This window comes from Cupriavidus sp. SZY C1, from assembly GCF_032190535.1.
Classification (GTDB): domain Bacteria; phylum Pseudomonadota; class Gammaproteobacteria; order Burkholderiales; family Burkholderiaceae; genus Cupriavidus; species Cupriavidus pauculus_C.
On record NZ_JAUANU010000002.1, the window covers coordinates 173,790 to 195,813 of the forward strand.

Below are 22,024 nucleotides of genomic sequence, written 5' to 3' on the forward strand. Positions count from 1 at the left end.
GCGCACCGGCAGGTTTTCGCTCCCCTCTCCCACCCCGTTGCGGGAGAGGGGCGCAAACCGGCGCTATGCCGCAGGTCTCCCGCTAGCCCTGCCGACTCACCATCTTCGCTGGCACCGACAGTGCCAGCGCCGCGCCCACCACCATGCAGGCTGCCAGCAGGTACATGCCCGAGTCGGTGCTCTGGGTCAGGTCCTTGAGCCAGCCGACCGCGTAGGGGCTGATGAATCCCGCCAGGTTGCCCAGCGAGTTGATCAGCGCGATGCCGGCCGCCGCGCCCGTGCCGGCCAGGAAGGCGGTTGGCAGGCTCCAGAACAGTGGCAGCGTGGTCAGGATGCCGATGGTGGCCAGCGTCAGCGCGATCATTGCCAGCGTCGTGTCGGCGTGCCACTGCACGGACAGCACCAGGCCCAGCGCGCCCAGCAGCGCGGGCACGGCGATGTGCCAGCGGCGCTCGCCGCGGCGGTCGGCGCTGTGGGCGAACAGGATCATGCCGATCACGGCGCAGCCGTAGGGGATGGCCGTCAGCATCCCCACCTCCAGCGTGCCCTTGACGCCGGTCTGCTTGATGATCGTTGGCAGCCAGAAGCTCACGCCGTACAGCCCCATGACGAAGCTGAAGTAGATCGCGCTCATCAGCCAGACGCGCGGGCTGGACAGCACCTGCCGCACGGGCGGGTCTTCCTTGTGCTGGTCCTCGGCCTCGATGTTGCGCGCCAGCAGCGCGCGTTCGTCGGGGGTCAGCCATTTGGCGTGGGCGATGCGGTCGTCCAGGTACAGCAGCACCCAGATGCCGACGAGAATCGACGGAATGCCTTCGATCAGGAACATCCACTGCCAGCCGGCCCAGCCGTTGTGGCCGTCGAACGACTGCATGATCCAGCCCGACAGCGGCCCGCCGATCACCCCCGACAGCGCGATGGCCGTCATGAAGAACGTGGTGGTGCGCCCGCGCCGGCTGGCCGGGTACCAGTAGGTCAGGTACAGGATGATGCCCGGGAAGAAGCCGGCTTCCGCAATGCCCAGCAGGAAGCGCAGCACGTAGAACATGGTCGGCGTGGTGACGAACATCATCGCCGCCGAGATCAGGCCCCAGGTGATCATGATGCGGGCGATCCAGATGCGGGCGCCCACCTTGTGCAGGATGACGTTGCTCGGCACCTCGAACAGGAAGTAGCCGATGAAGAAGATGCCGGCGCCCAGGCCGTAGACCGTCTCGCTGAACTGCAGGTCGTTGAGCATCTGCAGCTTGGCAAAGCCCACGTTCACGCGGTCCAGGTAGGCCACGACGTAGCACAGCAGCAGGAACGGCACCAGGCGCCAGCTGACCTTGCGGTAGACGGCGTCCTCGAAGCCGGCGTCGCGTGCGCCGGCGTTGACCGCGGTGGAAGTCATCGGTGTCTCCTCATTGGGATGGTTGTCGTTGTGGTACTGCAGGGGGGCGCACGCCCGGGGGCACGCGCCAGGGCGGGTCAGACGCAGCGTCCGCCGTCCACCTCGATGCAGGTGCCGGTGATGAACGCGGCCTCGTCGGATGCCAGGTACAGGCAGGCGTTGGCCACGTCCTGAGGCGTGGACATGCGGCCCATCGGGATGGTCGCCAGGAAGCGGGCGCGGTTCTCGGGTGTGTCGGGCACGCCCATGAACTGCTCCAGCAGCCCCGTGGCGCCGATCACCGGGTTCACGCAGTTGACGCGGATGTTGTCCGGGCCCAGTTCGGCCGCCATGGCCTTGCTGGCGACGATGACCGCGCCCTTGCTGCCGTTGTACCAGACCAGCCCCGGGCGGGGCCGGATGCCGGCCGTGGACGCGATGTTGACGAAGTTGCCGCCGCCGCGCTGGCGGAAGTGCGGGATGAAGTGGTGGGCCGCCCAGTAGATGCTCTTGACGTTGACCGCGTAGACGCGGTCGAACTCGTCCTCGGTGATGTCGAGGATGGGCTTGTTGCGATGGGTGGTGCCGGCGTTGTTGACCACGCAGTGGACGTCGCCGAACGCGGCCAGCGTGGCGTCGCGCGTGGCCGCCACATCGTCGCCGCGCGACACGTCGGCGCGCACCGCCGCCGCCTTGCCGCCCGCGTCGCGGATGGCCGCCGCCACGCGCTCGGCGGCGTCAGCGTTCAGGTCCGCCACCATCACGGCGGCGCCCTCGCGCGCAAACGTCTGCGCGATGCCTTCGCCAAAGCCCGAGCCGCCGCCCGTGACTACCGCTACCTTGCCAGCCAGCCTGGTCATTGCCTGTCTCCTGTTGGTGAGGCCCGGCGCGGTCTCGTTGCCGCGCTGCGGGCGGAACGTCGGAACTGCTTGTCAGTGGAAGGGGCCCTTGTTCTGCAGCGCGTTGGCAACCATCATGATCCCGAGCAGGAACGGCAGCGCCACGTACAGGCACCAGTGCACGCGGTCGCCCACGGTGTCGCCCCACTTGCGCTTGAACACCTGCAGCCGGGGCATGCCCGACGGGTTGGTCGCGCGCTTGTGCCGCACATGCCACGCCATCCAGAAAAAGAAGATCGCGAAGGCGACCGAGAGAAAGTTGATGCTACCCATGTTGAATGGCGATGGTTTTCAGAGTGGTGAATCCGTACAGGGCCTCGAAGCCCTTCTCGCGGCCATGACCCGACTGGCCGGTGCCGCCGAACGGCAGCTCGACGCCGCCGCCGGCGCCGTAGTTGTTGATGAACACCTGGCCCGCGCGCAGCTTGCGCGCCAGCCGCATCTGGCGGCCCCCGTCGCGCGTCCACACGCCCGCCACCAGGCCGTACGGCGTGCCGTTGGCCAGGCGCACGGCCTCGTCCTCGTCGTCGAACGGCATGGCGGCCAGCAGCGGGCCGAAGACTTCTTCCTGCGCCAGCCGGTGCTGGGGCGGCACGTCGCGGAACAGCATCGGCACCTGGTAGTAGCCGGACTCTGGCGCCTCGCCGACGATCTGGCCCTGCGCCATCACCGCGATGCCGGCGTGCTGGGCGTCGGACACGAAGTCCCAAACGCGCTGCTGCTGCTTGCGGCTGATCAGCGGGCCACATTCGAGATCGAGTTCCGACGGGCCCACGCGCAGCGCCTCGAACACGCCCGACAGGCGGTCCAGCAGCGCCTCGTAGACCGGGCGCTCCACCAGCAGCCGGCTGCCGGCCGAGCAGGTCTGGCCCGCGTTCTGGACGATGCCGTTGACGATGACCGGCAGCAGCGCGTCCAGGTCGGCATCGGCAAAGACCACCTGCGGCGACTTGCCGCCCAGTTCCAGCGTCACGGGCACGTGGTTCTCGGCGGCCAGCTGCGCCACGAGCTTGCCGGTCTGCGGCGAGCCCGTGAACGACACGTGGTTGATGCCGGGGTGCCGTGCCAGCGCGGCGCCGGCCTCGTGGCCATAGCCGGTGACGATGTTCAGGGCGCCTTCGGGCAGCCCCACCTCGGCGGCCAGCTCGGCCACGCGCAGGATCGACAGGCAGGCGTCCTCGGCCGGCTTGACCACGCAGGCGTTGCCGGTGGCCAGCGCCGCGCCCACGCTGCGGCCGAAGATCTGCAGCGGGTAGTTCCAGGGGATGATGTGGCCGGTCACGCCGTGTGGCTCGCGCACGGTCAGCACGGTGTAGCCGGTCTGGTAGGGGATGGTCTCGCCGTGCAGCTTGTCGGCCGCGCCGGCGTAGAACTCGAAATAGCGGGCCACGGCGCGTGCGTCGGCGCGGGCCTGGCGCAGCGGCTTGCCGGTGTCGCGCGCTTCCAGCGCGGCCAGCTCGTCCTCGTGCTCGATCAGCTTGAGCGCCAGGCGGTTCAGCAGGCGCACGCGGCTGGCCGGGGCCATGGCGCCCCATTCGCCCTCGAAGGCCTGGCGCGCGGCGCGCACGGCCACGCTGACGTCGGTGGCATTGCCGCGGGCGATCTCGGCGAACGGCTCGCCGCTGGACGGATCGAACACCTTGATGCGCAGGCCGGAATCCGGCGCGATCAGGCGGTTGGCCACGAAGTGCTGGGCATGCATGCGGGTCTCCACGGCTCCGGTTATGGAGCAAATGCTGAAATCGGGAATGCCGCATTATCACCCAGCCCGCCGCGCGCGCAAGGCATGGCACGGCACACGGCGCCACGCCGTTTGTCAGGCCGGGGTCAGGGCCGACCCGCTATAATGCCGGCCATCCCATTCCTACAGGTATTCGGAGAACTCGCATGAGCTTCAACCTCGTCTCCCCGGGCAAGGACCTGCCCAACGATTTCAACGTCATCATCGAGATCTCCGCCCAGAGCGATCCGGTGAAGTACGAGGCCGACAAGGAAACCGGCCTGCTGTTCGTCGACCGTTTCATCGGCACCGGCATGCGCTATCCGGCCAACTACGGCTTCATCCCGCAGACGCTGTCGGGCGACGGCGACCCGGTGGACGTGCTGGTGCTGACGCCGTTCCCGATCCTGGCCGGCGCCGTGGTGCGCTGCCGTGCGCTGGGCATGCTGAAGATGACCGACGAGTCGGGCGTGGACGCCAAGCTCGTGGCCGTGCCCGTGGACAAGCTGTGCCCGGCCACCGCGCACATGAAGGGCCTGTCCGACGTGCCGCAGAACCTGCTGGACCAGATCAAGCACTTCTTTGAGAACTACAAGGCACTCGAAGCAGGCAAGTGGGTCAAGGTGGAAGGCTGGGCCGGCATCGAGGAAGCCCACAAGGAAATCACCGACGGCGTGGCGAACTTCAAGAAGTAATCGCGCCGCTGCCGCGGACCCGCAAGCCCCGCCGCCCGGCGGGGTTTTTTATTGGCGCCAATGATCTCCGGCAAGGCCGGCCGGCGGGCGCCGCCGGTAAGCTGTGCGCCGTTCCCCACCCACCTGGAGTTCCGATGTCCGTTCCACCGCGCGCCGCCGTCCTGCCGGCGGCCGGGCAGGCGCCGGCCGCCTTTGCCCGCTACGAATCCACCGCCATCCTGTTCCACTGGCTGATGTTCGTGCTGGTCGCCGTGGCCTACGCCACGATCGAGCTGCGCGGCTTTGCCGAGCGCGGCACGGCGGCGCGGATGATCGTCATGGAGCTGCACAAGTGGTCGGGCGTGCTGGTGCTGCTGCTGGCGATTCCCCGGGTGCTGTGGCGCCTGATCATGGGCGCGCCGCCGCCCGAGCCCGGCCCGCGTGCCGGCCAGCTTGCCGGCGCGGCCGTGCACGGGCTGCTGTACCTGTTCCTGTTCGCCCAGCCGATCCTGGGCCTGCTGATGTCGAATGCCGCCGGGCGCGTGGTGACGCTGCCGGGGCTCCATTTCGGCGTGCCGCCGCTGATCGGGCCGGACCCGGCGCTGCGCGACGTGCTGGCCGGCATCCACGAGATGGTCGGCAAGGCGTTCTACCTGGTGATCGGCCTGCACGCCATGGCGGCGCTGTTCCACCACTACATGCTGGGCGACAACACGCTGCGCCGGATCCTGCCACGGCGCTGAGCGGGGTTATTCCGCGGTGCGGGCGAACGGGTTGCGGTCGTTGAGTTCGTCGAGATAGGCGTCCATGCCGTGGCGCTCGCGCTCCAGAAAGCGCTCCACGGCATCGGCAAAGGACGGGTGGGCGAGCCAGTGCGCCGAGCGCGTGGCCACGGGCAGAAAGCCGCGCGCCATCTTGTGCTCGCCCTGGGCGCCGCCTTCGAACGTGGCGATGCCCTCGGCGATGCAGAACTCCAGCGGCTGGTAGTAGGCCGTCTCGAAATGCAGGCAGGGGTGGTGCTCCAGCGCGCCCCAGTAGCGGCCGTAGAGCGTGCTGACGCCGGGGGTGGCGTCGTAGACCAGCAGCGAGCTGGCGATGTCCCGGCCGTCGCGCGTGGCCACCACCAGCAGCAGGTTGTCGGGCATCGCCTGGCCGATGCGGCGGAAGAAGTCCAGGTTCAGGTACGGCGACGAATGATGCTCGCGGTACGTCTGCCGGTAGCAGCGGTTGAAGAACTTCCAGGCGTCGTCGTCGATGGCCGGGCCCTTGAGCTGGCGGAACGTGATGCCGGCCTCGGCCACGCGGCGGCGTTCGGCGCGGATGTTCTTGCGCTTCTTCTGGGACAGCGTGGCCAGGAACGCGTCGAAGCTGGCGTAGCCGGGGTTGGTCCAGTGGAACTGCACGCCGTGCCGCATCATCATGCCGGCCGCCTGCATCAGGTCTGCCTCGTGATCGGACGGAAACAGGATGTGCAGCGACGACAGCTCGCTCTCGGCCGCCAGCGCCAGCGCCACGCGCAGCAGCACGGCGCGCGCGGCATCGTCCTCGGCCAGCAGCCGCGTCCCGCGCACCGGCGTGAACGGCACCGCCGCGAGCCACTTCGGGTAGTAATCGAGCCCGTGCTGCCGATAGGCGTCGGCCCAGGCCCAGTCGAACACGTATTCGCCGTAGGAGTGAGTCTTGGCGTAGAGCGGCATGGCCGCCGCCAGCCGGTCGCGGCCTGGGCCGTGGCCGTCGGGCACCCAGAGCGTCAGGAAGCGGGGCATCCAGCCCGTGTCTTCGGTGGCGCTGCCGCTGGCGTGCAGCGCGTGCAGGAAGGCGTGGCGCAGGAACGGGGTGGGCTCGGGCTGGGCGGCCAGCAGGGCATCCCAGTCGGCGGCGTCGATGTCGGCAAGGTCCAGCACGATGTCCGTGCGGTATGGGGGGCGCGGATCGCTCATAAACGGGTTGGCTTGGGTGCCGGGCGAGTCTACCGGAATTGGCATTGTGATGCTGGCGTTGTCAGCGTGACGCGGACGCCGGGTCGCGGCGGGGCGTCGTAGAATGCGCCTATCCGTTTCCCGATGTCCACTGCCGCCCCCGCGGCCCCCGACATGACGCACCCCTTTCACAATCTCTATTCCCACGGCTTTGCGCGCGTGGCCGTTGGCGTGCCCGAGTGCCGCGTGGCCGATCCCGCCTACAACGCCACGCAGACCATCGAACTGGCCCGGCAGGCCGCCGATCGCGGCGCGGTGCTGGTGGTCTTTCCCGAACTGGGCCTGCCGGCCTATACCTGCGACGACCTGTTCCACCAGCGCGCGCTGCTGCGCGAGTGCGAGCTGGCGCTGCAGCGGGTTGTGGAGGCATCCACCGGCATCCGGGCCGCGATCCTGGTCGGCATGCCGGTGCTGGTGGAGCACCAGTTGTTCAACTGCGCCGTAGTGGTGGCCAACGGCGTGGTGCAGGGCGTGGTGCCGAAGTCCTACCTGCCGAACTATTGGGAATTCTACGAAGCCCGCCAGTTCAGCAGCGGCGATTGCGCGGCCGTCGACACGGTGTCGCTGCTGGGCGCCGAGGTGCCGTTCGGGGCCAACCTGCTGTTCGACATCGAGAACATTCCGTTCTTCCGCTTCCATGCGGAAATCTGCGAGGACGTGTGGGTGCCGATCCCGCCGTCGTCGTTCGCGGCGCTGGCCGGGGCCACGGTGCTGGTGAACCTGTCGGCGTCGAACATCGTCATCGGCAAGTCGGGATACCGGCACCAGCTTGTCTCGCAGCAGTCGGCGCGGTGCCTGGCGGCCTACCTGTACACGTCGGCCGGCAAGGGCGAGTCGACGACCGACCTGGCCTGGGACGGCCAGGCGCTGATCTACGAGAACGGCGAGCTGCTGGGCGAATCGGAACGGTTTGCCGATACGTCGCACCTGCTGTTCGCCGACGTGGACCTGGAGCGCCTGTCGCGCGAGCGCATGCACCAGACGTCGTTCGGCCAGTCGGTCCGCCGCCACAAGGACGAGGTGGAAAAGTTCGACGTGGTCGCGTTCCGCATGGAGCTGCCGACCGGGCAGGACCTGCCGCTGGAGCGCAAGGTCGAGCGCTTCCCGTACGTGCCGGCCGACCCGCGCCGCCGCGACGAGCGTTGCATGGAGGTCTACAACATCCAGGTGCAGGCGCTGGTGCAGCGGCTGTCGTCGAGCCGGATCCAGAAGGTGGTGATCGGCGTGTCGGGCGGGCTCGATTCCACCCACGCGCTGCTGGTCTGCGCCAAGGCGATGGACCGCCTGGGCCTGCCGCGCGCCAACATCCTGGCCTACACGATGCCGGGCTTTGCCACCAGCGACCGCACGCTGAAGCAGGCGCGCGAGCTGATGGAGGTGGTGGGCTGCACGGCGCGCGAGATCGACATCCGGCCGAGCTGCGTGGCGATGCTCAAGGACCTGGACCACCCCTACGCGCGGGGCGAGCCGGTCTACGACGTGACGTTCGAGAACGTGCAGGCCGGCGAGCGCACGAACCACCTGTTCCGGCTGGCCAACCACAACGGCGCCATCGTAATCGGCACCGGCGACCTCAGCGAACTGGCGCTGGGCTGGTGCACGTACGGCGTGGGCGATCATATGTCCCACTACAACGTCAACGCCAGCGTGCCCAAGACGCTGATCAGCCATCTGGTGCGCTGGGTGGCCGACACGGGCCAGGTGCTGGACACCGGCAAGGCTGTGCTGCTGGCGGTGCTGGACACCGATATCAGCCCCGAACTGGTGCCGGCCGGCACGGCCGAGGATGGGCAGGACGAGGCCCCCGGGCAGAAGACCGAGCAGATCATCGGCCCGTACGAACTGCAGGATTTCAACCTGTACTACACGCTGCGCTACGGCTACACGCCGTCCAAGGTGGCGTTCCTGGCGCTGCACGCCTGGGGCGACGTGGCGCGCGGCACGTGGCCCAACGGGCCCCATGTGGCCCGCAACAGCTACCAACTGCCGGAAATCAAGCGCATCCTCGGGATCTTTGTCGACCGGTTCTTCCGCACCAGCCAGTTCAAGCGGTCGTGCATCCCCAACGCACCAAAGGTGGGATCGGGCGGATCGCTGTCGCCGCGCGGCGACTGGCGGGCGCCCAGCGACGGCGAATCGGCGGTCTGGATGCGCGACCTGGACCGCATTCCGGACGAGGCCGGCTGACTGGCATGTGGTGTTTCGGGCTAGAATCTGACATCTTCCGACACCTTTAGAGACAGAGGCCAGCCATGAAGCAGATTACCGCCATCATCAAACCGTTCAAGCTCGACGAAGTGCGCGAAGCACTGGCCGACGTGGGCGTGACCGGTCTGACGGTGACCGAGGTAAAGGGGTTTGGCCGCCAGAAGGGTCACACCGAGCTGTACCGCGGCGCCGAGTACGTGGTCGACTTCCTGCCGAAGATCAAGATCGAGGTTGTGGTGGCCGAGAACCAGCTCGACACCGTGCTCGACGCCATCGTCAAGGCCGCCCACACGGGCAAGATCGGCGACGGCAAGATCTTCGTCACCGAGATCGAACGCGTCATCCGCATCCGCACCGGCGAGCAGGACGAAGCGGCGGTGTAAGTGGTGGCTTGAGAGAAGAAACCGGCCTGCGGGCCGGTTTTCTTGTTTTTACGCCGGCCGCCATCCGGAGACTCAGCTTGGCAACTTCCATCCAAACTGCACCGACAGCAGCCGCATGCCCATCGTGACCAGGGCGCCGGACAGCAGGGCCACTTCCTGGTCGGCGCGCAGCCACGTCAGGCCCACGTAGACCCAGCAGCCGACGAACGAGCAGGTGGCGTAGGGCGAGCGGTCGCGCAGGATCATCGGCAGCTCGTTGCAGAGCACGTCGCGCAGCACGCCGCCGAAGACGGCCGAGATGATGCCCATCATGACCGCCACGGTGGGCGTCATCTGCGCCACCAGCGCCAGCGAGGTGCCGGTGACGGAGAACAGGCCCAGGCCGATGGCGTCGGCCACCAGCATGGCGCGGTCCGAGGCGACCGTGCTGACCACGCGGAACACGATGGCGGCGCCGATCGACATCGCAAAGATCAGCAGCACGTAGTACTCGTGCTCGACCCAGTAGAACGGGCGGCGGTCCAGCAGCACGTCGCGGACGGTGCCGCCGCCAAACGCGGTGGCAAAGGCGACGATGAACGTGCCCACCGCGTCCAGCCGTTGCTTGCGCGCGTCCACCACGCCCGACACGGCAAAGGCAAGGACCCCGGTGATCTCCATGACATGGAGGATCAGGGGCAGCCGCCCCATCAGCAGATCGAACGGCAGGTGCATGGGTTCAAGGTTTGGGCTGGCGCAGCAGCACCATCAGGGCGCCCGCGCCGCCTTGCGACTCGCGGGCCTGGACGAAGGCAATCACTTCCTCTTTCTGTACCAGCCAGCTGCGGACCTTGCCCTTGAGCACGGGCAACTTGTCGGGCGAGCCGATGCCCTTGCCGTGGATCACCCGCACGCAGCGCACCCCGTTGCGCACCGACCGGCGCAGGAAGGTGGCCAGCGCCTCGCGGGCCTCGTCGCTGCGCAGGCCGTGCAGGTCCACCTTGTCCTGCGGCACCCATTCGCCGCGGCGCAGTTTCTTGATCACATCCTCGCCAATGCCGGGCCGGCGGAACGACATGGTCTCGTCGATGTCGAGCAGGTTCTCGACGTCGAATTCGTCGGACAGCGATGCCTCCAGCACGGCCTTGTCGTTGAGCTGGGTCTGGATGGCGACGGGTGCCGGGCGCTTGGCCGGGGGCTGCACGCGGTTGCGGTCGCGCAGGGTGCTGACCGTGCCGATGCTGGCGCGGAACACGTTGGCTTCTTCCTCGGCACGCCGGGCGGCAGCCTCGGCGGCCACGCGTGCGGCCTCGCGGCGCTCGGCGTCGGCCTTCAAGTCGTCACGCAGCGTGGCCAGGTCGTGCAGGCCGAATCGCTTGGAAGGGGGCTTGGCGCCGTGCGGCATGGCAAAAACCTCAAAAAAACGCTCGGCTTGATTATAAGGAAATCGGGGACGGCCGCTGGTCAAGGCGGGCGTCCCCGATGGGTACGGCGTACCGGGCCGGCAACAGTGCCGGCCGGCAGTGGTCGACAGGCTTACTGCAACGCTTCCACGTAGCGCTGGGCGTCCAGCGCGGCCATGCAGCCCGTGCCGGCGCTGGTGATGGCCTGGCGGTAGACGTGGTCCTGCACGTCGCCGGCGGCGAACACGCCCGGGATGTTGGTGGCCGTGGCGTCGCCCGTCAGGCCGCTCTTGGTGACGATATAGCCGTTGTTCATCTCCAGTTGGCCGACGAACAGGTCCGTGTTCGGCTTGTGGCCGATGGCCACGAACAGGCCGGAGACCTTCAGGTCCTCGGTCTGCGCCGTGTTCTTGGTGCTGCGGATGCGCAGGCCGGTCACGCCCGACTGGTCGCCCAGCACCTCGTCCAGCGTATGGTCGTAGCGCAGTTCCACGCGGCCTTCCTTGACGCGCTGGAGCAGGCGGTCCACCAGGATTGGCTCGGCGCGGAACTTGTCGCGGCGGTGGATCGCGGTGACCTTGCTGGCGATGTGCGACAGGTACAGCGCTTCTTCCACGGCCGTGTTGCCGCCGCCGATCACGGCCACTTCCTGGTTCTTGTAGAAAAATCCGTCGCAGGTGGCGCAGGCCGACACGCCGCGGCCCATGAAGCTCTCCTCCGACGGCAGGCCCAGGTACTGGGCCGAGGCGCCGGTGGCGATGATCAGCGCGTCGCAGGTGTACTCGCCCGCGTCGCCCACCAGCCGGATCGGCTTTTCGGTCAGCTTGGCCGTGTGGATGTGATCGAAGATGATTTCGGTGTTGAACCGCTCGGCATGCGCCAGGAAACGCTGCATCAAGTCCGGGCCCTGCACGCCGTTAGGATCGGCGGGCCAGTTCTCCACGTCGGTCGTGGTCATGAGCTGGCCGCCCTGGGCCAGCCCGGTGATCAGCACCGGGTTCAGGTTGGCGCGCGCGGCGTAGACGGCGGCGGTGTAGCCGGCCGGGCCGGACCCGAGAATCAGCACTTTTGCGTGTTTTGCAGACATGATGCGTTCCTGTAGGCAGCAAATGACCCGGCGCGGTATTCGTGCCGGCGTCATGCGAAACCGCCATTATATGTGGCGCGGCGTTTGCCGACTGTTGCAAATTCCAATGGAGGCGATAGGGGCCGGCGAGGTTAAAATGGCCGCCATCGTCCACTCCGCACGATCGTACAGACCCTGACGCATGGCTCGCGCAACCACGACTACCCGGACCGACCCCTCGGCACTTCCATCGCGCATCGGCAAGCTGCTTGGCGAGGTACGCTGGTTCCTGCTGCTTGCCGTGACGCTCGGCTTCCTGTGCGTGCTGGCCAGCTACAGCAAGGCCGACCCGGGCTGGTCGCATGCCAGCCAGGTGTCCGATATCCATAATCTTGGCGGCCGCGTGGGCGCCTGGGTGGCGGACGTGCTGTTCTTCGTCTTCGGCTTTTCCGCGTACTGGTGGAGCGTGCTGCTGATGCGCCGCTGCTGGCGCGGCTGGCGCGTGCTGACGGCCGAGCTGCCCGAGCGCGTGCCGGACCCCCAGCACAGCACCGCGGTGAGCTGGATCGGCTTTGCGCTGACGCTGGTGTCCAGCATGGGGCTGGAAGCGGTGCGGATGTACCCGCTGCGCGCCGCGCTGCCCCGCGCGCCGGGCGGCGTGCTGGGCGACCTGCTCGGCGGCTGGCTGCAGGTGGCGCTTGGGTTCTCGGGCGCCACGCTGCTGTTGCTGCTGATGTTCGCCATCGGCCTGTCGCTGTTCTTCCATTTCTCGTGGCTGTCGGTGGCCGAGCATGTCGGCGGCTTCGTCGAGACGCTGTTCATGGGCTTCAAGGCCCGCCGCGAGAAGAAGCAGGACCGCATCATCGGCGCGGCGGCCAAGGTGGAGCGCACCGAGACCGTCGAGGTCCAGCGCGTGAAGCAGGAAGAAGCCGCGCCGGTGCAGATCGTGCGCCCGCAGGCCGTGCCCAAGCACGAGCGCGTGGAGCGCGAGAAGCAGCAGCCGCTGTTTGCCGATATCCAGGACTCCGACCTGCCCCCGCTGTCGCTGCTGGACCCGGTGCCGGCCCACCAGGAAACGGTCAGCGCCGAGACGCTCGAATACACGTCGCGCCTGATCGAGAAGAAGCTCAAGGACTTCGGCGTCGAGGTCAAGGTGGTGGCCGCCTACCCGGGCCCCGTGATCACGCGCTACGAGATCGAGCCGGCCACCGGCGTCAAGGGCAGCCAGGTGGTGAACCTGGCGCGCGACCTGGCGCGCAGCCTGTCGCTGGTGTCGATCCGGGTGGTGGAGACCATCCCCGGCAAGAACTACATGGGCCTGGAGCTGCCGAACCCGAAGCGCCAGACGGTGCGGCTGGGCGAGATCCTGGGCTCGCACGTCTACAACGAGAGCGCGTCCAGCCTGACCATGGCGCTGGGCAAGGACATCGCCGGCAAGCCGATGGTGGCCGACCTGGCCAAGATGCCGCACTGCATGGTGGCCGGCACCACGGGCTCGGGCAAGTCGGTGGGCATCAACGCGATGATCCTGTCGCTGCTCTACAAGGCCAAGGCTGACCAGGTACGGCTGATCCTGATCGACCCGAAGATGCTGGAAATGAGCGTCTACGAGGGCATCCCGCACCTGCTGTGCCCGGTGGTGACGGACATGCGCCAGGCCGGCAACGCGCTGAACTGGGCCGTGGGCGAGATGGAGCGGCGCTACAAGCTCATGAGCAAGCTGGGCGTGCGCAACCTGGCCGGCTACAACAAGAAGATCGACGAGGCCGCCGCCCGCGAGGAAAAGATCCCGAACCCGTTCAGCCTGACGCCCGACGCGCCCGAGCCGCTGGAAAAGCTGCCGACGATCGTGATCGTGATCGACGAACTGGCCGACCTGATGATGGTGGTGGGCAAGAAGGTCGAGGAACTGATCGCCCGGATCGCGCAGAAGGCGCGTGCCGCCGGCCTGCACCTGGTGCTGGCCACGCAGCGGCCGTCGGTCGACGTCATCACGGGCCTGATCAAGGCCAACGTGCCGACGCGGATTGCGTTCCAGGTGAGCAGCAAGATCGATTCCCGCACGATTCTGGACCAGCAGGGCGCCGAGGCGCTGCTGGGCATGGGCGACATGCTCTACCTGGCGCCCGGCACCGGGCTGCCGGTGCGCGTGCATGGCGCGTTCGTGTCTGACGACGAGGTGCACCGGGTGGTCGAGAAGCTCAAGGAGGGCGGCGAGGCCAACTACATCGAGGGCATCCTCGAAGGCGGGCTGGTGGATGGCGACGGCGCCGGCGACAGCCTGGGCGGCGGTGCCGGCATCGGCGGGGGCGGCGGCGAGGCCGATCCGCTCTACGACCAGGCCGTGGAGGTGGTGGTCAAGAACCGCCGGGCATCGATCTCGCTGGTGCAGCGGCACCTGCGCATCGGCTACAACCGCGCGGCGCGGCTGCTGGAGGACATGGAAAAGGCCGGGCTGGTCTCGGCGATGTCGGGCAACGGCAACCGCGACATCCTGGTGCCGGCCGGCAGCAGCGCCACGGCCGACGACTGACGCGCGCGGCCCCCTCGCGCGCGGCCGGAAGTGACGGGTAATATACCGTTACGCCGGTCACAGCCTGTCGCGGAATTGGCGGCAGGCCGTCGGCTCTAATCAGATATTCGCCAAAAACAAGGATCGATTCCATGCGACATCGCATTCTCGCGCCGCTGTGCGCGTCGCTGGCGCTGCTGGCCGCCGTGCCGGCCGCGCACGCCGCCGCCACCGACCAGTTGCAGACCTTCGTGACCAGCGTGAAGACCGCGCGCGGCGAATTCACGCAGAAGCAGATCAAGGGGCAGGGCGGGGACGCCAAGGTGGCCGGCACGTCCAGCGGCACGTTCGCGTTCTCGCGGCCGGGCAAGTTCACGTGGCGCTACGTCAAGCCCTACGACCAGTTGCTCCAGGCCGACGGCCAGACGCTGTACATCTACGACAAGGACCTGAACCAGGTGACCGAGCGCAAGCTGGACAACGCGCTGGGTTCCAGCCCGGCGGCCATCCTGTTCGGCAGCAACGACCTGTCGAAGAACTTCGACGTGAAGAACGGCGCCACGCGCGATGGCGTGGAATGGCTGGAACTGACGCCCAAGTCGAAGGACACGCAGTTCGAGCGCATCGGCATCGGCTTCAAGGGCGGTAACCTGGAGGCCATGGAGCTGCGCGACGCGTTTGGCAACACGACGCTGCTGACGTTCACGGGGATCCAGAAGAACCCGTCGCTGCCGGCGGACGCTTTCCGCTTCACGGTGCCCAAGGGCGCCGACGTGATGAAGCAATAAGACACCGACGCCCACGCCATGAAAGACGCCCCCGCTTTCCACCGTATTTCCGCCATTTCTGCCATTTCCGCCATGCCCACCCTGCGCGCGCTGCGCCGTGCCGCCGCGCCGGGCGGGGCGCTGGCTGCCGCGCTGGTGCTGTCCGCCTGCGCGCACAACCACGCGGCCCGCTTCGATGTCGACGCGTTCCTGCGTGGCTCCGACACGGCGCTGCCCGAGGTGCTGGGCAACACCGACTTCCTGAAGGCAACCCGGCTGGCGCAGAACGAGTGCGCGACGCTGCTGCAATCGCCACACAACGGCGTGCTGGAAGACCTGCCGGCCAGCAACACGACGCGCGGCCCGGCCTGGATCCTGCATCCCAAGGCCACGCCGGACAAGGTCTGGCTGATTGTGGGCCAGCCCAATGGCGACCGCAGCTGTCACGGCCCGCTGCCGGCCGATGCGATGCAGACGCTGACCGATCGCGCCAAGGGCTGAGTCATGCCGGGCCCGCAGGCCCGGCCCGTGGCGTTACGACGACGCCAGCGACTCGCGCGCGTAGCGCTGGCGCGGCTTGGGTAGCGCCTGCAACTGCTCGCGCCGGATGCGGATCGCTTCCGCATCGCCGCGCTTGATGGCGGTGCGCAGTTTCAGCACGGCTTTCTTGTACTGCTTCTTCTTCCGCATCCGGGTCGTGATGGCCATGGCAGTGACGCTCCTCTGGTAGCAGGCCGGCACCAGCGCCGGCCGTCAGCCATGGTACGGCGCGCCGGCCGCCCGGTTGCACCGATTCCGAAAGAATTCATATCGCACCGCAAAGCGTTGCAGTGAGCAGTGCGGCGCGCGCCACCTTATGTGATGTATCGAGCGCCCGGCTCAGAGCAGGAAGCGCCGGTTGTCGTTCTCCGCATAGCGCGGCTCCACCTTCCGGAACTTCAACTTGGTGCTGCTCTTGAGCTTGCGCCCGGCCAGCTTGCGCTGGAGTTGCCGATGGACGGCCCGGATATGGCCCACGGAATCCTGCGCGTACGGCTTGCCGTCGGTGGCGCCGGCCAGCCCGCCACCGGCGGCCAGCGCAGCGTTGTGGGCCGCGGCCGAGCGGGCGATCAGCACGTCCAGATACTGGCGGGCGCGCACGGCGGCGTGGAGCATCCCGTCGGCCGGGTTCTGCTTGGCGCGCACGGCGTCCTGCGGCAGCCGCACGTTGGCGGCAATGCGGCGCAGCGCGGCGCGCACTTCGGCGCCGTCGAGGTCCGCCTCCTGGACGATCCAGACGGCGTCGTGGCGGATCCAGCCTTCCACGTCCATCATCCGGCGCAGCAGCGCGGGCTGGAGCAGCCGGCCGCCGTAGCGGCGCGTGCGGCGGATGGCGGCCAGGCCGATACGGCGCACGTGCGGGTTCTCGTGCTCGAACAGGTCGGTGATGACCTGGTCGGCCTCCTCCTGCGATGCAATCAGTTCGGCAAACTGCCCGGCCAGCGAGATTTCCTCCACGCCGTTGAGCTTGTTCTTGCTCGCCAGCCGGTTCAGCTTGAACATCAGCATGCGGTATCGCAGCATACAAATCCCCGAAATTCGCAAACAATGGTTCTGAAGTGGGCCGCCGGTCGTGGTGCCGGCGTCGACGCTTCCCGCGGGCATGAAACGCGGGCCATTGGACGTTATCGGCGCAACCGGAGCCGGCTTTAGGGCCGCACGCCAAAAAAAGTGACCGCCGGCCGATGGTCTACACTGTGGCGTTCCGCGCCGCTGCGGCGGCCGCAACCAGACTGAAAGGCTCCAGACCGTGGCGGATTCGTTGTTCTCCGACCCTCCCGAACGTTCCCGGCAACCGCTGGCGGAGCGCCTGCGCCCGCGCAATATCGACGAAGTCATCGGCCAGCAGCACCTGCTGGGCGCCGGCAAGCCGCTGCGCGTGGCATTCGAATCGGGCGAACCCCATTCGATGATCCTCTGGGGCCCGCCCGGCGTGGGCAAGACCACGCTGGCCCGGCTGATGGCCAGCGCGTTCGATGCCGAGTTCATCGCGCTGTCGGCCGTGCTGTCGGGCGTCAAGGACATCCGCGAGGCCGTGGAGCGCGCCGAGCAATACCGCGCCCATGGCCGCCGCACGCTGGTGTTCGTGGACGAGGTGCACCGGTTCAACAAGAGCCAGCAGGACGCCTTCCTGCCGCACGTGGAAAGCGGGCTGTTCGTGTTCATCGGCGCCACCACGGAGAACCCGTCGTTCGAGGTCAACGGCGCGCTGCTGTCGCGCGCGGCGGTGTACGTGCTCAAGAGCCTGGACGAGGCCGAACTGCGGCAGCTCGTGCTGCGCGCCAGCGAGGAACTGGGCGGCGTGCAGTGGGACGACGAGGCCCTGGGCCTGATCGTCGGCTCGGCCGACGGCGACGGCCGCAAGCTGCTCAACAACATCGAGATCGTGGTGCGCGCCGCCCGCAATGCCGGCGTGGCAACCATCGACACGGCCCTGCTGGGCAGCGCGCTGTCCGAGAACCTGCGCCGCTTCGACAAGGGCGGCGACGCGTTTTATGACCAGATCAGCGCGTTGCACAAGTCGGTGCGAGGGTCGCATCCGGACGCCGCCCTCTACTGGTTGACGCGCATGCTGGACGGCGGCGCCGACCCCCGGTATCTGGCCCGGCGCATCGTCCGCATGGCCTGGGAGGATATCGGCCTCGCCGATCCGCGAGCCATGCAGATTGCCAACGACGCAGCCCTGACCTACGAGCGGCTGGGCAGCCCGGAGGGCGAACTGGCGCTGGGTCAGGCGGTCATCTATCTGGCCGTCGCCCCCAAGAGCAACGCTGGTTATAACGCCTATAACCAGGCGCGCGCGTTCGTCAAGCAGGACAAGAGCCGGGCGGTTCCAGTCCATCTCCGGAACGCACCGACCAAGCTCATGAAGGAACTGGGCTATGGCCATGCCTACCGATATGCGCATGACGAGCCCAATGCCTACGCCGCCGGGGAAACCTATCTCCCGGACGGCATGACCGCGCCGAACTGGTATCAACCGGTGCCCCGTGGGCTGGAGCTCAAGATCGGGGAGAAACTCGCCTTGCTGCGGAAGTGGGACGAGGAGGCGGGGGGGAAATAAGGTGCTGCCCGAGCCGATTTTTAATCCAACGCAACTGGATGAATAACAAAGTCCCTGCCGACTGGCGGGGCTGGCGCTGCCGTGATAACTGCCGCGTTTCTCTATTCCGACAGTAGAAAAGTCCATGTTCTCGTTGATGCGTGCCATCGAGAAAATCGCGAGGGAAAGGCGGGAGGCTCGGTTTCTGTCGGACTACGAGAAAGGGCGGCTGGAGGCGCTTTCTCGCGTGTTCGGGGTTCCGGTGGACACCCTGAAGGGCCTATTCCGGCAGCCCGTCGGTAATTCCTTTGTCGATTATCCGATGGTGGAATTGCTGCGCAGCCACGGGCTCGAAGCTTTCCTCGTGACACTGCATATCGAGATCGACGCCTTTCCCCGTTGTGTCAATCTGATCAGGCAGGGGCGGACGGAGATCTTGCCCTATCACTACGAGAGGGACGGCGCCCATACCTTCTTCGCGCATGACGATGAGTTCGGCGGCAGGAATATTCGCCTGCTGACCAATGACTTTTCGTTGATCAAGGCACTGGCCGTGGCGAAACTCGGTCCGCCTCCGCCCTGGGTGGTCTGGTATGACGTGGGGCCGGTTCCCTATACCCAAGGCAATCCCGAATTCTGGGTTGCTCATGTCTGGGATCCGTACTGGAAAAGCCTGAGTTCGGTCGAGAAGCGGCAATTCCTGGAGACGTGGCGGGGACGGACGCGTTCGTATATGTCGGATGAGGAGTGGGCGGACTGGCTATTCCTTGTGCAGCCGGAAGACCCGGAACCCGCGGGGGACAATGCCGAAGTGCCTCCCCGACCCGCCGGCGGCTGACGGAGGCCGTTCTCCCCGGAACAAGACCCCGAAATCCCGCCAGATTCGGTCCCGTGGGGTCATGCCGGTGCAGTAAAATGTCGCGTTCGCCGGCATGTCGCCGGTACTGCACACGACTCCCAAGCAACATGCTCGACATCCAGCTGTTCCGCAAAGACATCGACGCCGTGGCCCAGCGCCTGGCTACGCGCGGCTTTCAACTCGACGTGGCCACGTTCCAGGCCCTGGAGGCCGAACGCAAGCAACTGCAGACGCAGACCGAGGACCTGCAGGCGCGCCGCAATGCGCTCAGCAAGCAGATCGGCATGCTCAAGGGCAAGGGCGAGGACGCTTCGGCGCCGATGGCCGAGGTGGCCGGGATTGGCGATACGCTGAAGGCGTCGGCCGAGCGGCTGGCGCAGATCCAGGGCCAGCTTGGCGACGCGATGATGTCGATCCCGAACCTGCCGCACGAGAGCGTGCCGGTGGGCAAGGACGAGACCCAGAACGTCGAGGTGCGCCGTGTGGGCACGCCGCGGGCGTTCGATTTCGAGGTCAAGGACCATGTCGACGTGGGCGCCCGACTGGGGCTGGACTTCGAGACGGCGTCCAAGGTCACCGGGTCGCGCTTTGCGTTCCTGCGCGGCGGCGTGGCGCGGATGCACCGCGCGCTGGTGCAGCTCATGGTCGATACGCACACGCTGGAGCACGGCTACACCGAGATGTACGTGCCGTACATCGTCAATGCCGCGTCGATGCGGGGCACCGGCCAGTTGCCGAAGTTCGAGGACGACCTGTTCAAGGTGCCGCGCAAGGTGGGTGGCGACGACGGCCAGGACACGATCGAAAACTTCTACCTGATCCCGACCGCCGAGGTGCCGCTGACGAACATGGTGCGCGACGCGATTGTCGCGGCCGAGAAGCTGCCGCTGCGCTTCGTGGCCCATACGCCGTGCTTCCGCTCGGAAGCCGGCTCGTACGGCAAGGACACGCGCGGCATGATCCGCCAGCACCAGTTCGACAAGGTCGAGATGGTGCAGGTGGTACCGGCCGAGCAGTCGATGGACGCGCTGGAGCAGATGACCGGCCACGCCGAGGCCATCCTGAAGAAGCTGGAACTGCCGTTCCGCACCGTCGTGCTGTGCACGGGCGACATGGGCTTTGGCAGCACCAAGACCTACGACATCGAGGTGTGGATCCCGGCCCAGAACACGTACCGCGAGATCAGCTCGTGCTCGAACATGGGCGATTTCCAGGCGCGCCGCATGCAGGCCCGCGCGCGGGCCGGGCAGGGCAAGCCGGAACTGGTGCATACGCTGAACGGCTCGGGCCTGGCCGTGGGCCGGACGCTGGTGGCGATCCTGGAGAACTACCAGAATGCCGACGGCTCCGTGACCGTGCCCAAGGCGCTGCAGCCGTACATGGGCGGCATCGAGCGCCTGGAACCGGAAGCATAAAAATTTTCCGAAAAGGGGCTTGCGCTCGGCGTGGCAGTGTCCCTATAATCTTGGTTTCGCTGCTTACGCAACGACCCAGTTACCGGAGAGGTGGCAGAGTGGTCGAATGTACCTGACTCGAAATCAGGCGTACCGGCAACGGTACCGTGGGTTCGAATCCCACCCTCTCCGCCAAAACAAAAAGCTGCCGATTGATTCGACCACCGGCGGATAAAAACAGCGTAGTAAAACTCGAACCGACGCACTGTGAAAACAGGCGTCGGTTTTGTTTTGGGCGTCGCCCGGCTGGCGGGCTTACGGATTCAAAGGATCACGCCCCACCTGCCGTTCCCGTGCCGGCCGCTTCCAGGCGCGACACCAGCAACTGGTCGATCTTGTGGTGGTCGATGTCCAGCACCTCGAAGCGAAAGCCTGCCACGGTGATCGACTCCGATTTCTTCGGAATCCGCTTCAGCGCGTAGATGACCAGCCCGGCGGCCGTGTCGACGTAGTCGTCGCCGGGGATCGTGTCCAGTTCCAGCGCCTTCTTCAGGTCCACCAGCGGCGTCAGGCCGTCGACCAGCCACGACGTGGCGTCGCGCCGCACGATCTGCTCGTCCTCGGCCGAATACAGGATGTCGCCCATCAGCGCCCCGACGATGTCGTCCAGCGTGACGATGCCCACCACCAGCCCGTACTCGTTCATCACCACCGCAAAGCTCTCGTGCATCTCGCGGAAGCGCGTCAGTGACTCCGACAGCGTCAGCGTGTCCGGAATCACCAGCACGTTCTTGTCGTAGTGCTTGCCGATGTCGCCCAGCACCGACGCATTCTCGTTGGCCAGCAGCAACTGCAGGATGTCTTTCGAATCCATGTAGCCCAGCACGTCGTCGATGGTCTTGCCGCAGACCGGGTACTGCGCGTGGGGCTGGTTGACCAGCTTGCGCCGCACGCTGTCGGCGGACTCGTCGAGCGTCAGGAACACCACGTCGTCGCGCGGCGCCATGATCGCGGTGATCGGCTTGGAATCCAGCTCGAACACGTTCTCGATCAGGTGCAGCTCGTGCTTGTGCAGCACGCCGGCCTCGGCGCCGGCGTCGACCATCGCGGCAATGTCCTCGGTGGTGATCTGGTCCACGGGCTTGGTCGGGATGCCCAGCAGCTTCAGCATCGCGTCGGCTGCGGCGTTGAACACCCACACCACGGGCTTGAAGACCTTCAGCAGCGTCAGCATCGGACCGATCACGTTGACCGCGCACGCTTCCGGGAAGGTCATCGCCACCCGCTTGGGAATCAGGTCGGCGAACTGGATGAACAGCAGCGTCACGACCAGGAACGAGCCGATGTTGGCCGTCCGCTGGGCCACGTCGGGGCTCAGCCATGGCAGCAGGGCGTCGAACAGCAGGTCGGAGACGTGTTTCTCGCCGAGGATACCGGCCAGGATCGCCACGCTGTTCACGCCGATCTGGACGACGGTGAAGAAATTGCCGGGCTCTTCCTTGAGCAGCAATACCTTGGTGGCGCGGCGGTCGCCGCGTTCGGAGAGGACTTGGAGCTTGGTGCGCCGGGCCGCGGTCAGGGCGATCTCGGAGATCGAGAAGAACGCGCTCGCCAGCACCAGGAGAACTAGGGTCAGGACGAACATAAAGAAGCTCACGCGCCGGTCGGGGCGTGTCGATGATGGTGCACAGCGTGGTGGGCTGTCAATTGTCTGCGCAACGCCGGGC

At 67.1% G+C, this 22,024-nt stretch carries 21 protein-coding genes and 1 tRNA gene; 11 read left to right on the forward strand and 11 right to left on the reverse strand.

Annotated features, from left to right (window positions below):
- Positions 1 to 82: 82 nt before the first annotated feature.
- From QTN24_RS04890 to QTN24_RS04905, 4 genes are all read right to left on the reverse strand, one after another.
- Positions 83 to 1,393 carry an MFS transporter gene (locus tag QTN24_RS04890; protein ID WP_313835549.1) on the reverse strand — a complete coding sequence of 437 codons (1,311 nt, stop codon included), beginning with the start codon at positions 1,391 to 1,393 and terminating at the stop codon, positions 83 to 85.
- 77 nt (positions 1,394 to 1,470) lie between these two features.
- Positions 1,471 to 2,232 (reverse strand): SDR family oxidoreductase, encoded by a 762-nt coding sequence (locus QTN24_RS04895; RefSeq protein WP_313835551.1) that lies wholly within the window; start codon positions 2,230 to 2,232, stop codon positions 1,471 to 1,473.
- A gap of 72 nt (positions 2,233 to 2,304) precedes the next feature.
- A complete protein-coding gene (locus QTN24_RS04900; protein WP_124682230.1) occupies positions 2,305 to 2,544 on the reverse strand; it encodes a hypothetical protein in 240 nt (79 codons plus the stop codon).
- A complete protein-coding gene (locus QTN24_RS04905) occupies positions 2,537 to 3,973 on the reverse strand; it encodes an aldehyde dehydrogenase family protein (protein ID WP_313835552.1) in 1,437 nt (478 codons plus the stop codon). Before QTN24_RS04905 ends, QTN24_RS04900 begins: the two co-directional genes overlap by 8 nt.
- Before the next feature lie 185 nt (positions 3,974 to 4,158).
- On the opposite strand from QTN24_RS04905, the gene ppa reads away from it, so the two are divergent.
- Both ppa and QTN24_RS04915 read left to right on the forward strand, forming a co-directional pair.
- Positions 4,159 to 4,686 carry an inorganic diphosphatase gene (gene ppa / locus QTN24_RS04910; RefSeq protein WP_124682228.1) on the forward strand — a complete coding sequence of 176 codons (528 nt, stop codon included), beginning with the start codon at positions 4,159 to 4,161 and terminating at the stop codon, positions 4,684 to 4,686.
- 134 nt (positions 4,687 to 4,820) lie between these two features.
- Entirely contained in the window at positions 4,821 to 5,408 is a 588-nt protein-coding gene (locus tag QTN24_RS04915; RefSeq protein ID WP_124682227.1) for a cytochrome b, read from the forward strand.
- A 6-nt stretch (positions 5,409 to 5,414) separates the two neighbouring features.
- On the opposite strand, the gene QTN24_RS04920 is transcribed toward QTN24_RS04915, so the two are convergent.
- Complete coding sequence (locus tag QTN24_RS04920) at positions 5,415 to 6,605, reverse strand: GNAT family N-acetyltransferase (protein ID WP_313835555.1); 1,191 nt, start codon at positions 6,603 to 6,605, stop codon at positions 5,415 to 5,417.
- A gap of 153 nt (positions 6,606 to 6,758) precedes the next feature.
- Here QTN24_RS04920 and QTN24_RS04925 point away from each other — a divergent pair, with 153 nt between their 5' ends.
- Positions 6,759 to 8,831, forward strand: a complete 2,073-nt coding sequence (locus QTN24_RS04925) for an NAD(+) synthase (RefSeq protein WP_313835556.1) — start codon at positions 6,759 to 6,761, stop codon at positions 8,829 to 8,831.
- A gap of 65 nt (positions 8,832 to 8,896) precedes the next feature.
- Positions 8,897 to 9,235 carry a P-II family nitrogen regulator gene (gene glnK / locus QTN24_RS04930; protein ID WP_006162803.1) on the forward strand — a complete coding sequence of 113 codons (339 nt, stop codon included), beginning with the start codon at positions 8,897 to 8,899 and terminating at the stop codon, positions 9,233 to 9,235.
- Between the two features lie 72 nt (positions 9,236 to 9,307).
- On the opposite strand, the gene QTN24_RS04935 is transcribed toward glnK, so the two are convergent.
- The 3 genes from QTN24_RS04935 to trxB form a co-directional block, all read right to left on the reverse strand.
- The gene (locus QTN24_RS04935; RefSeq protein WP_124682224.1) at positions 9,308 to 9,949 is read right to left on the reverse strand and encodes a trimeric intracellular cation channel family protein; all 642 of its coding nucleotides are present in this window, start codon (positions 9,947 to 9,949) and stop codon (positions 9,308 to 9,310) included.
- 4 nt (positions 9,950 to 9,953) lie between these two features.
- Positions 9,954 to 10,619 (reverse strand): Smr/MutS family protein, encoded by a 666-nt coding sequence (locus QTN24_RS04940; protein ID WP_124682223.1) that lies wholly within the window; start codon positions 10,617 to 10,619, stop codon positions 9,954 to 9,956.
- 131 nt (positions 10,620 to 10,750) lie between these two features.
- Positions 10,751 to 11,704 (reverse strand): thioredoxin-disulfide reductase, encoded by a 954-nt coding sequence (gene trxB, locus QTN24_RS04945; RefSeq protein WP_313835559.1) that lies wholly within the window; start codon positions 11,702 to 11,704, stop codon positions 10,751 to 10,753.
- A 181-nt stretch (positions 11,705 to 11,885) separates the two neighbouring features.
- Here trxB and QTN24_RS04950 point away from each other — a divergent pair, with 181 nt between their 5' ends.
- The 3 genes from QTN24_RS04950 (at position 11,886) to QTN24_RS04960 (ending at position 15,463) form a co-directional block, all read left to right on the forward strand.
- The gene (locus QTN24_RS04950; RefSeq protein ID WP_313835561.1) at positions 11,886 to 14,216 is read left to right on the forward strand and encodes a DNA translocase FtsK; all 2,331 of its coding nucleotides are present in this window, start codon (positions 11,886 to 11,888) and stop codon (positions 14,214 to 14,216) included.
- 131 nt (positions 14,217 to 14,347) lie between these two features.
- Positions 14,348 to 14,983 (forward strand): outer membrane lipoprotein chaperone LolA, encoded by a 636-nt coding sequence (gene lolA, locus QTN24_RS04955; RefSeq protein WP_124682220.1) that lies wholly within the window; start codon positions 14,348 to 14,350, stop codon positions 14,981 to 14,983.
- Between the two features lie 72 nt (positions 14,984 to 15,055).
- Complete coding sequence (locus QTN24_RS04960; protein ID WP_313835564.1) at positions 15,056 to 15,463, forward strand: hypothetical protein; 408 nt, start codon at positions 15,056 to 15,058, stop codon at positions 15,461 to 15,463.
- A 33-nt stretch (positions 15,464 to 15,496) separates the two neighbouring features.
- On the opposite strand, the gene QTN24_RS04965 is transcribed toward QTN24_RS04960, so the two are convergent.
- Together QTN24_RS04965 and QTN24_RS04970 are read right to left on the reverse strand one after the other, a co-directional pair.
- Entirely contained in the window at positions 15,497 to 15,670 is a 174-nt protein-coding gene (locus QTN24_RS04965) for a hypothetical protein (RefSeq protein ID WP_313835566.1), read from the reverse strand.
- Positions 15,671 to 15,841: 171 nt separating this feature from the next.
- Entirely contained in the window at positions 15,842 to 16,525 is a 684-nt protein-coding gene (locus QTN24_RS04970) for a hypothetical protein (RefSeq protein WP_124682219.1), read from the reverse strand.
- Between the two features lie 226 nt (positions 16,526 to 16,751).
- Here QTN24_RS04970 and QTN24_RS04975 point away from each other — a divergent pair, with 226 nt between their 5' ends.
- From QTN24_RS04975 to QTN24_RS04990, 4 genes are all read left to right on the forward strand, one after another.
- Positions 16,752 to 18,065, forward strand: coding sequence for a replication-associated recombination protein A (locus QTN24_RS04975; protein WP_124682218.1), 1,314 nt, complete (start codon positions 16,752 to 16,754; stop codon positions 18,063 to 18,065).
- Positions 18,066 to 18,189: 124 nt separating this feature from the next.
- Complete coding sequence (locus QTN24_RS04980; RefSeq protein ID WP_313835568.1) at positions 18,190 to 18,882, forward strand: hypothetical protein; 693 nt, start codon at positions 18,190 to 18,192, stop codon at positions 18,880 to 18,882.
- Between the two features lie 128 nt (positions 18,883 to 19,010).
- Positions 19,011 to 20,318: a serine--tRNA ligase gene (gene serS / locus QTN24_RS04985; protein ID WP_313835569.1), complete on the forward strand. Its 1,308-nt coding sequence runs from the start codon at positions 19,011 to 19,013 to the stop codon at positions 20,316 to 20,318.
- Positions 20,319 to 20,402: 84 nt separating this feature from the next.
- Positions 20,403 to 20,492, forward strand: a tRNA-Ser gene (locus QTN24_RS04990).
- Between the two features lie 136 nt (positions 20,493 to 20,628).
- On the opposite strand, the gene QTN24_RS04995 is transcribed toward QTN24_RS04990, so the two are convergent.
- On the reverse strand, positions 20,629 to 21,942 hold the full coding sequence (locus QTN24_RS04995; protein WP_313835570.1) for a hemolysin family protein: 1,314 nt from the start codon (positions 21,940 to 21,942) through the stop codon (positions 20,629 to 20,631).
- Positions 21,943 to 22,024: the final 82 nt, after the last annotated feature.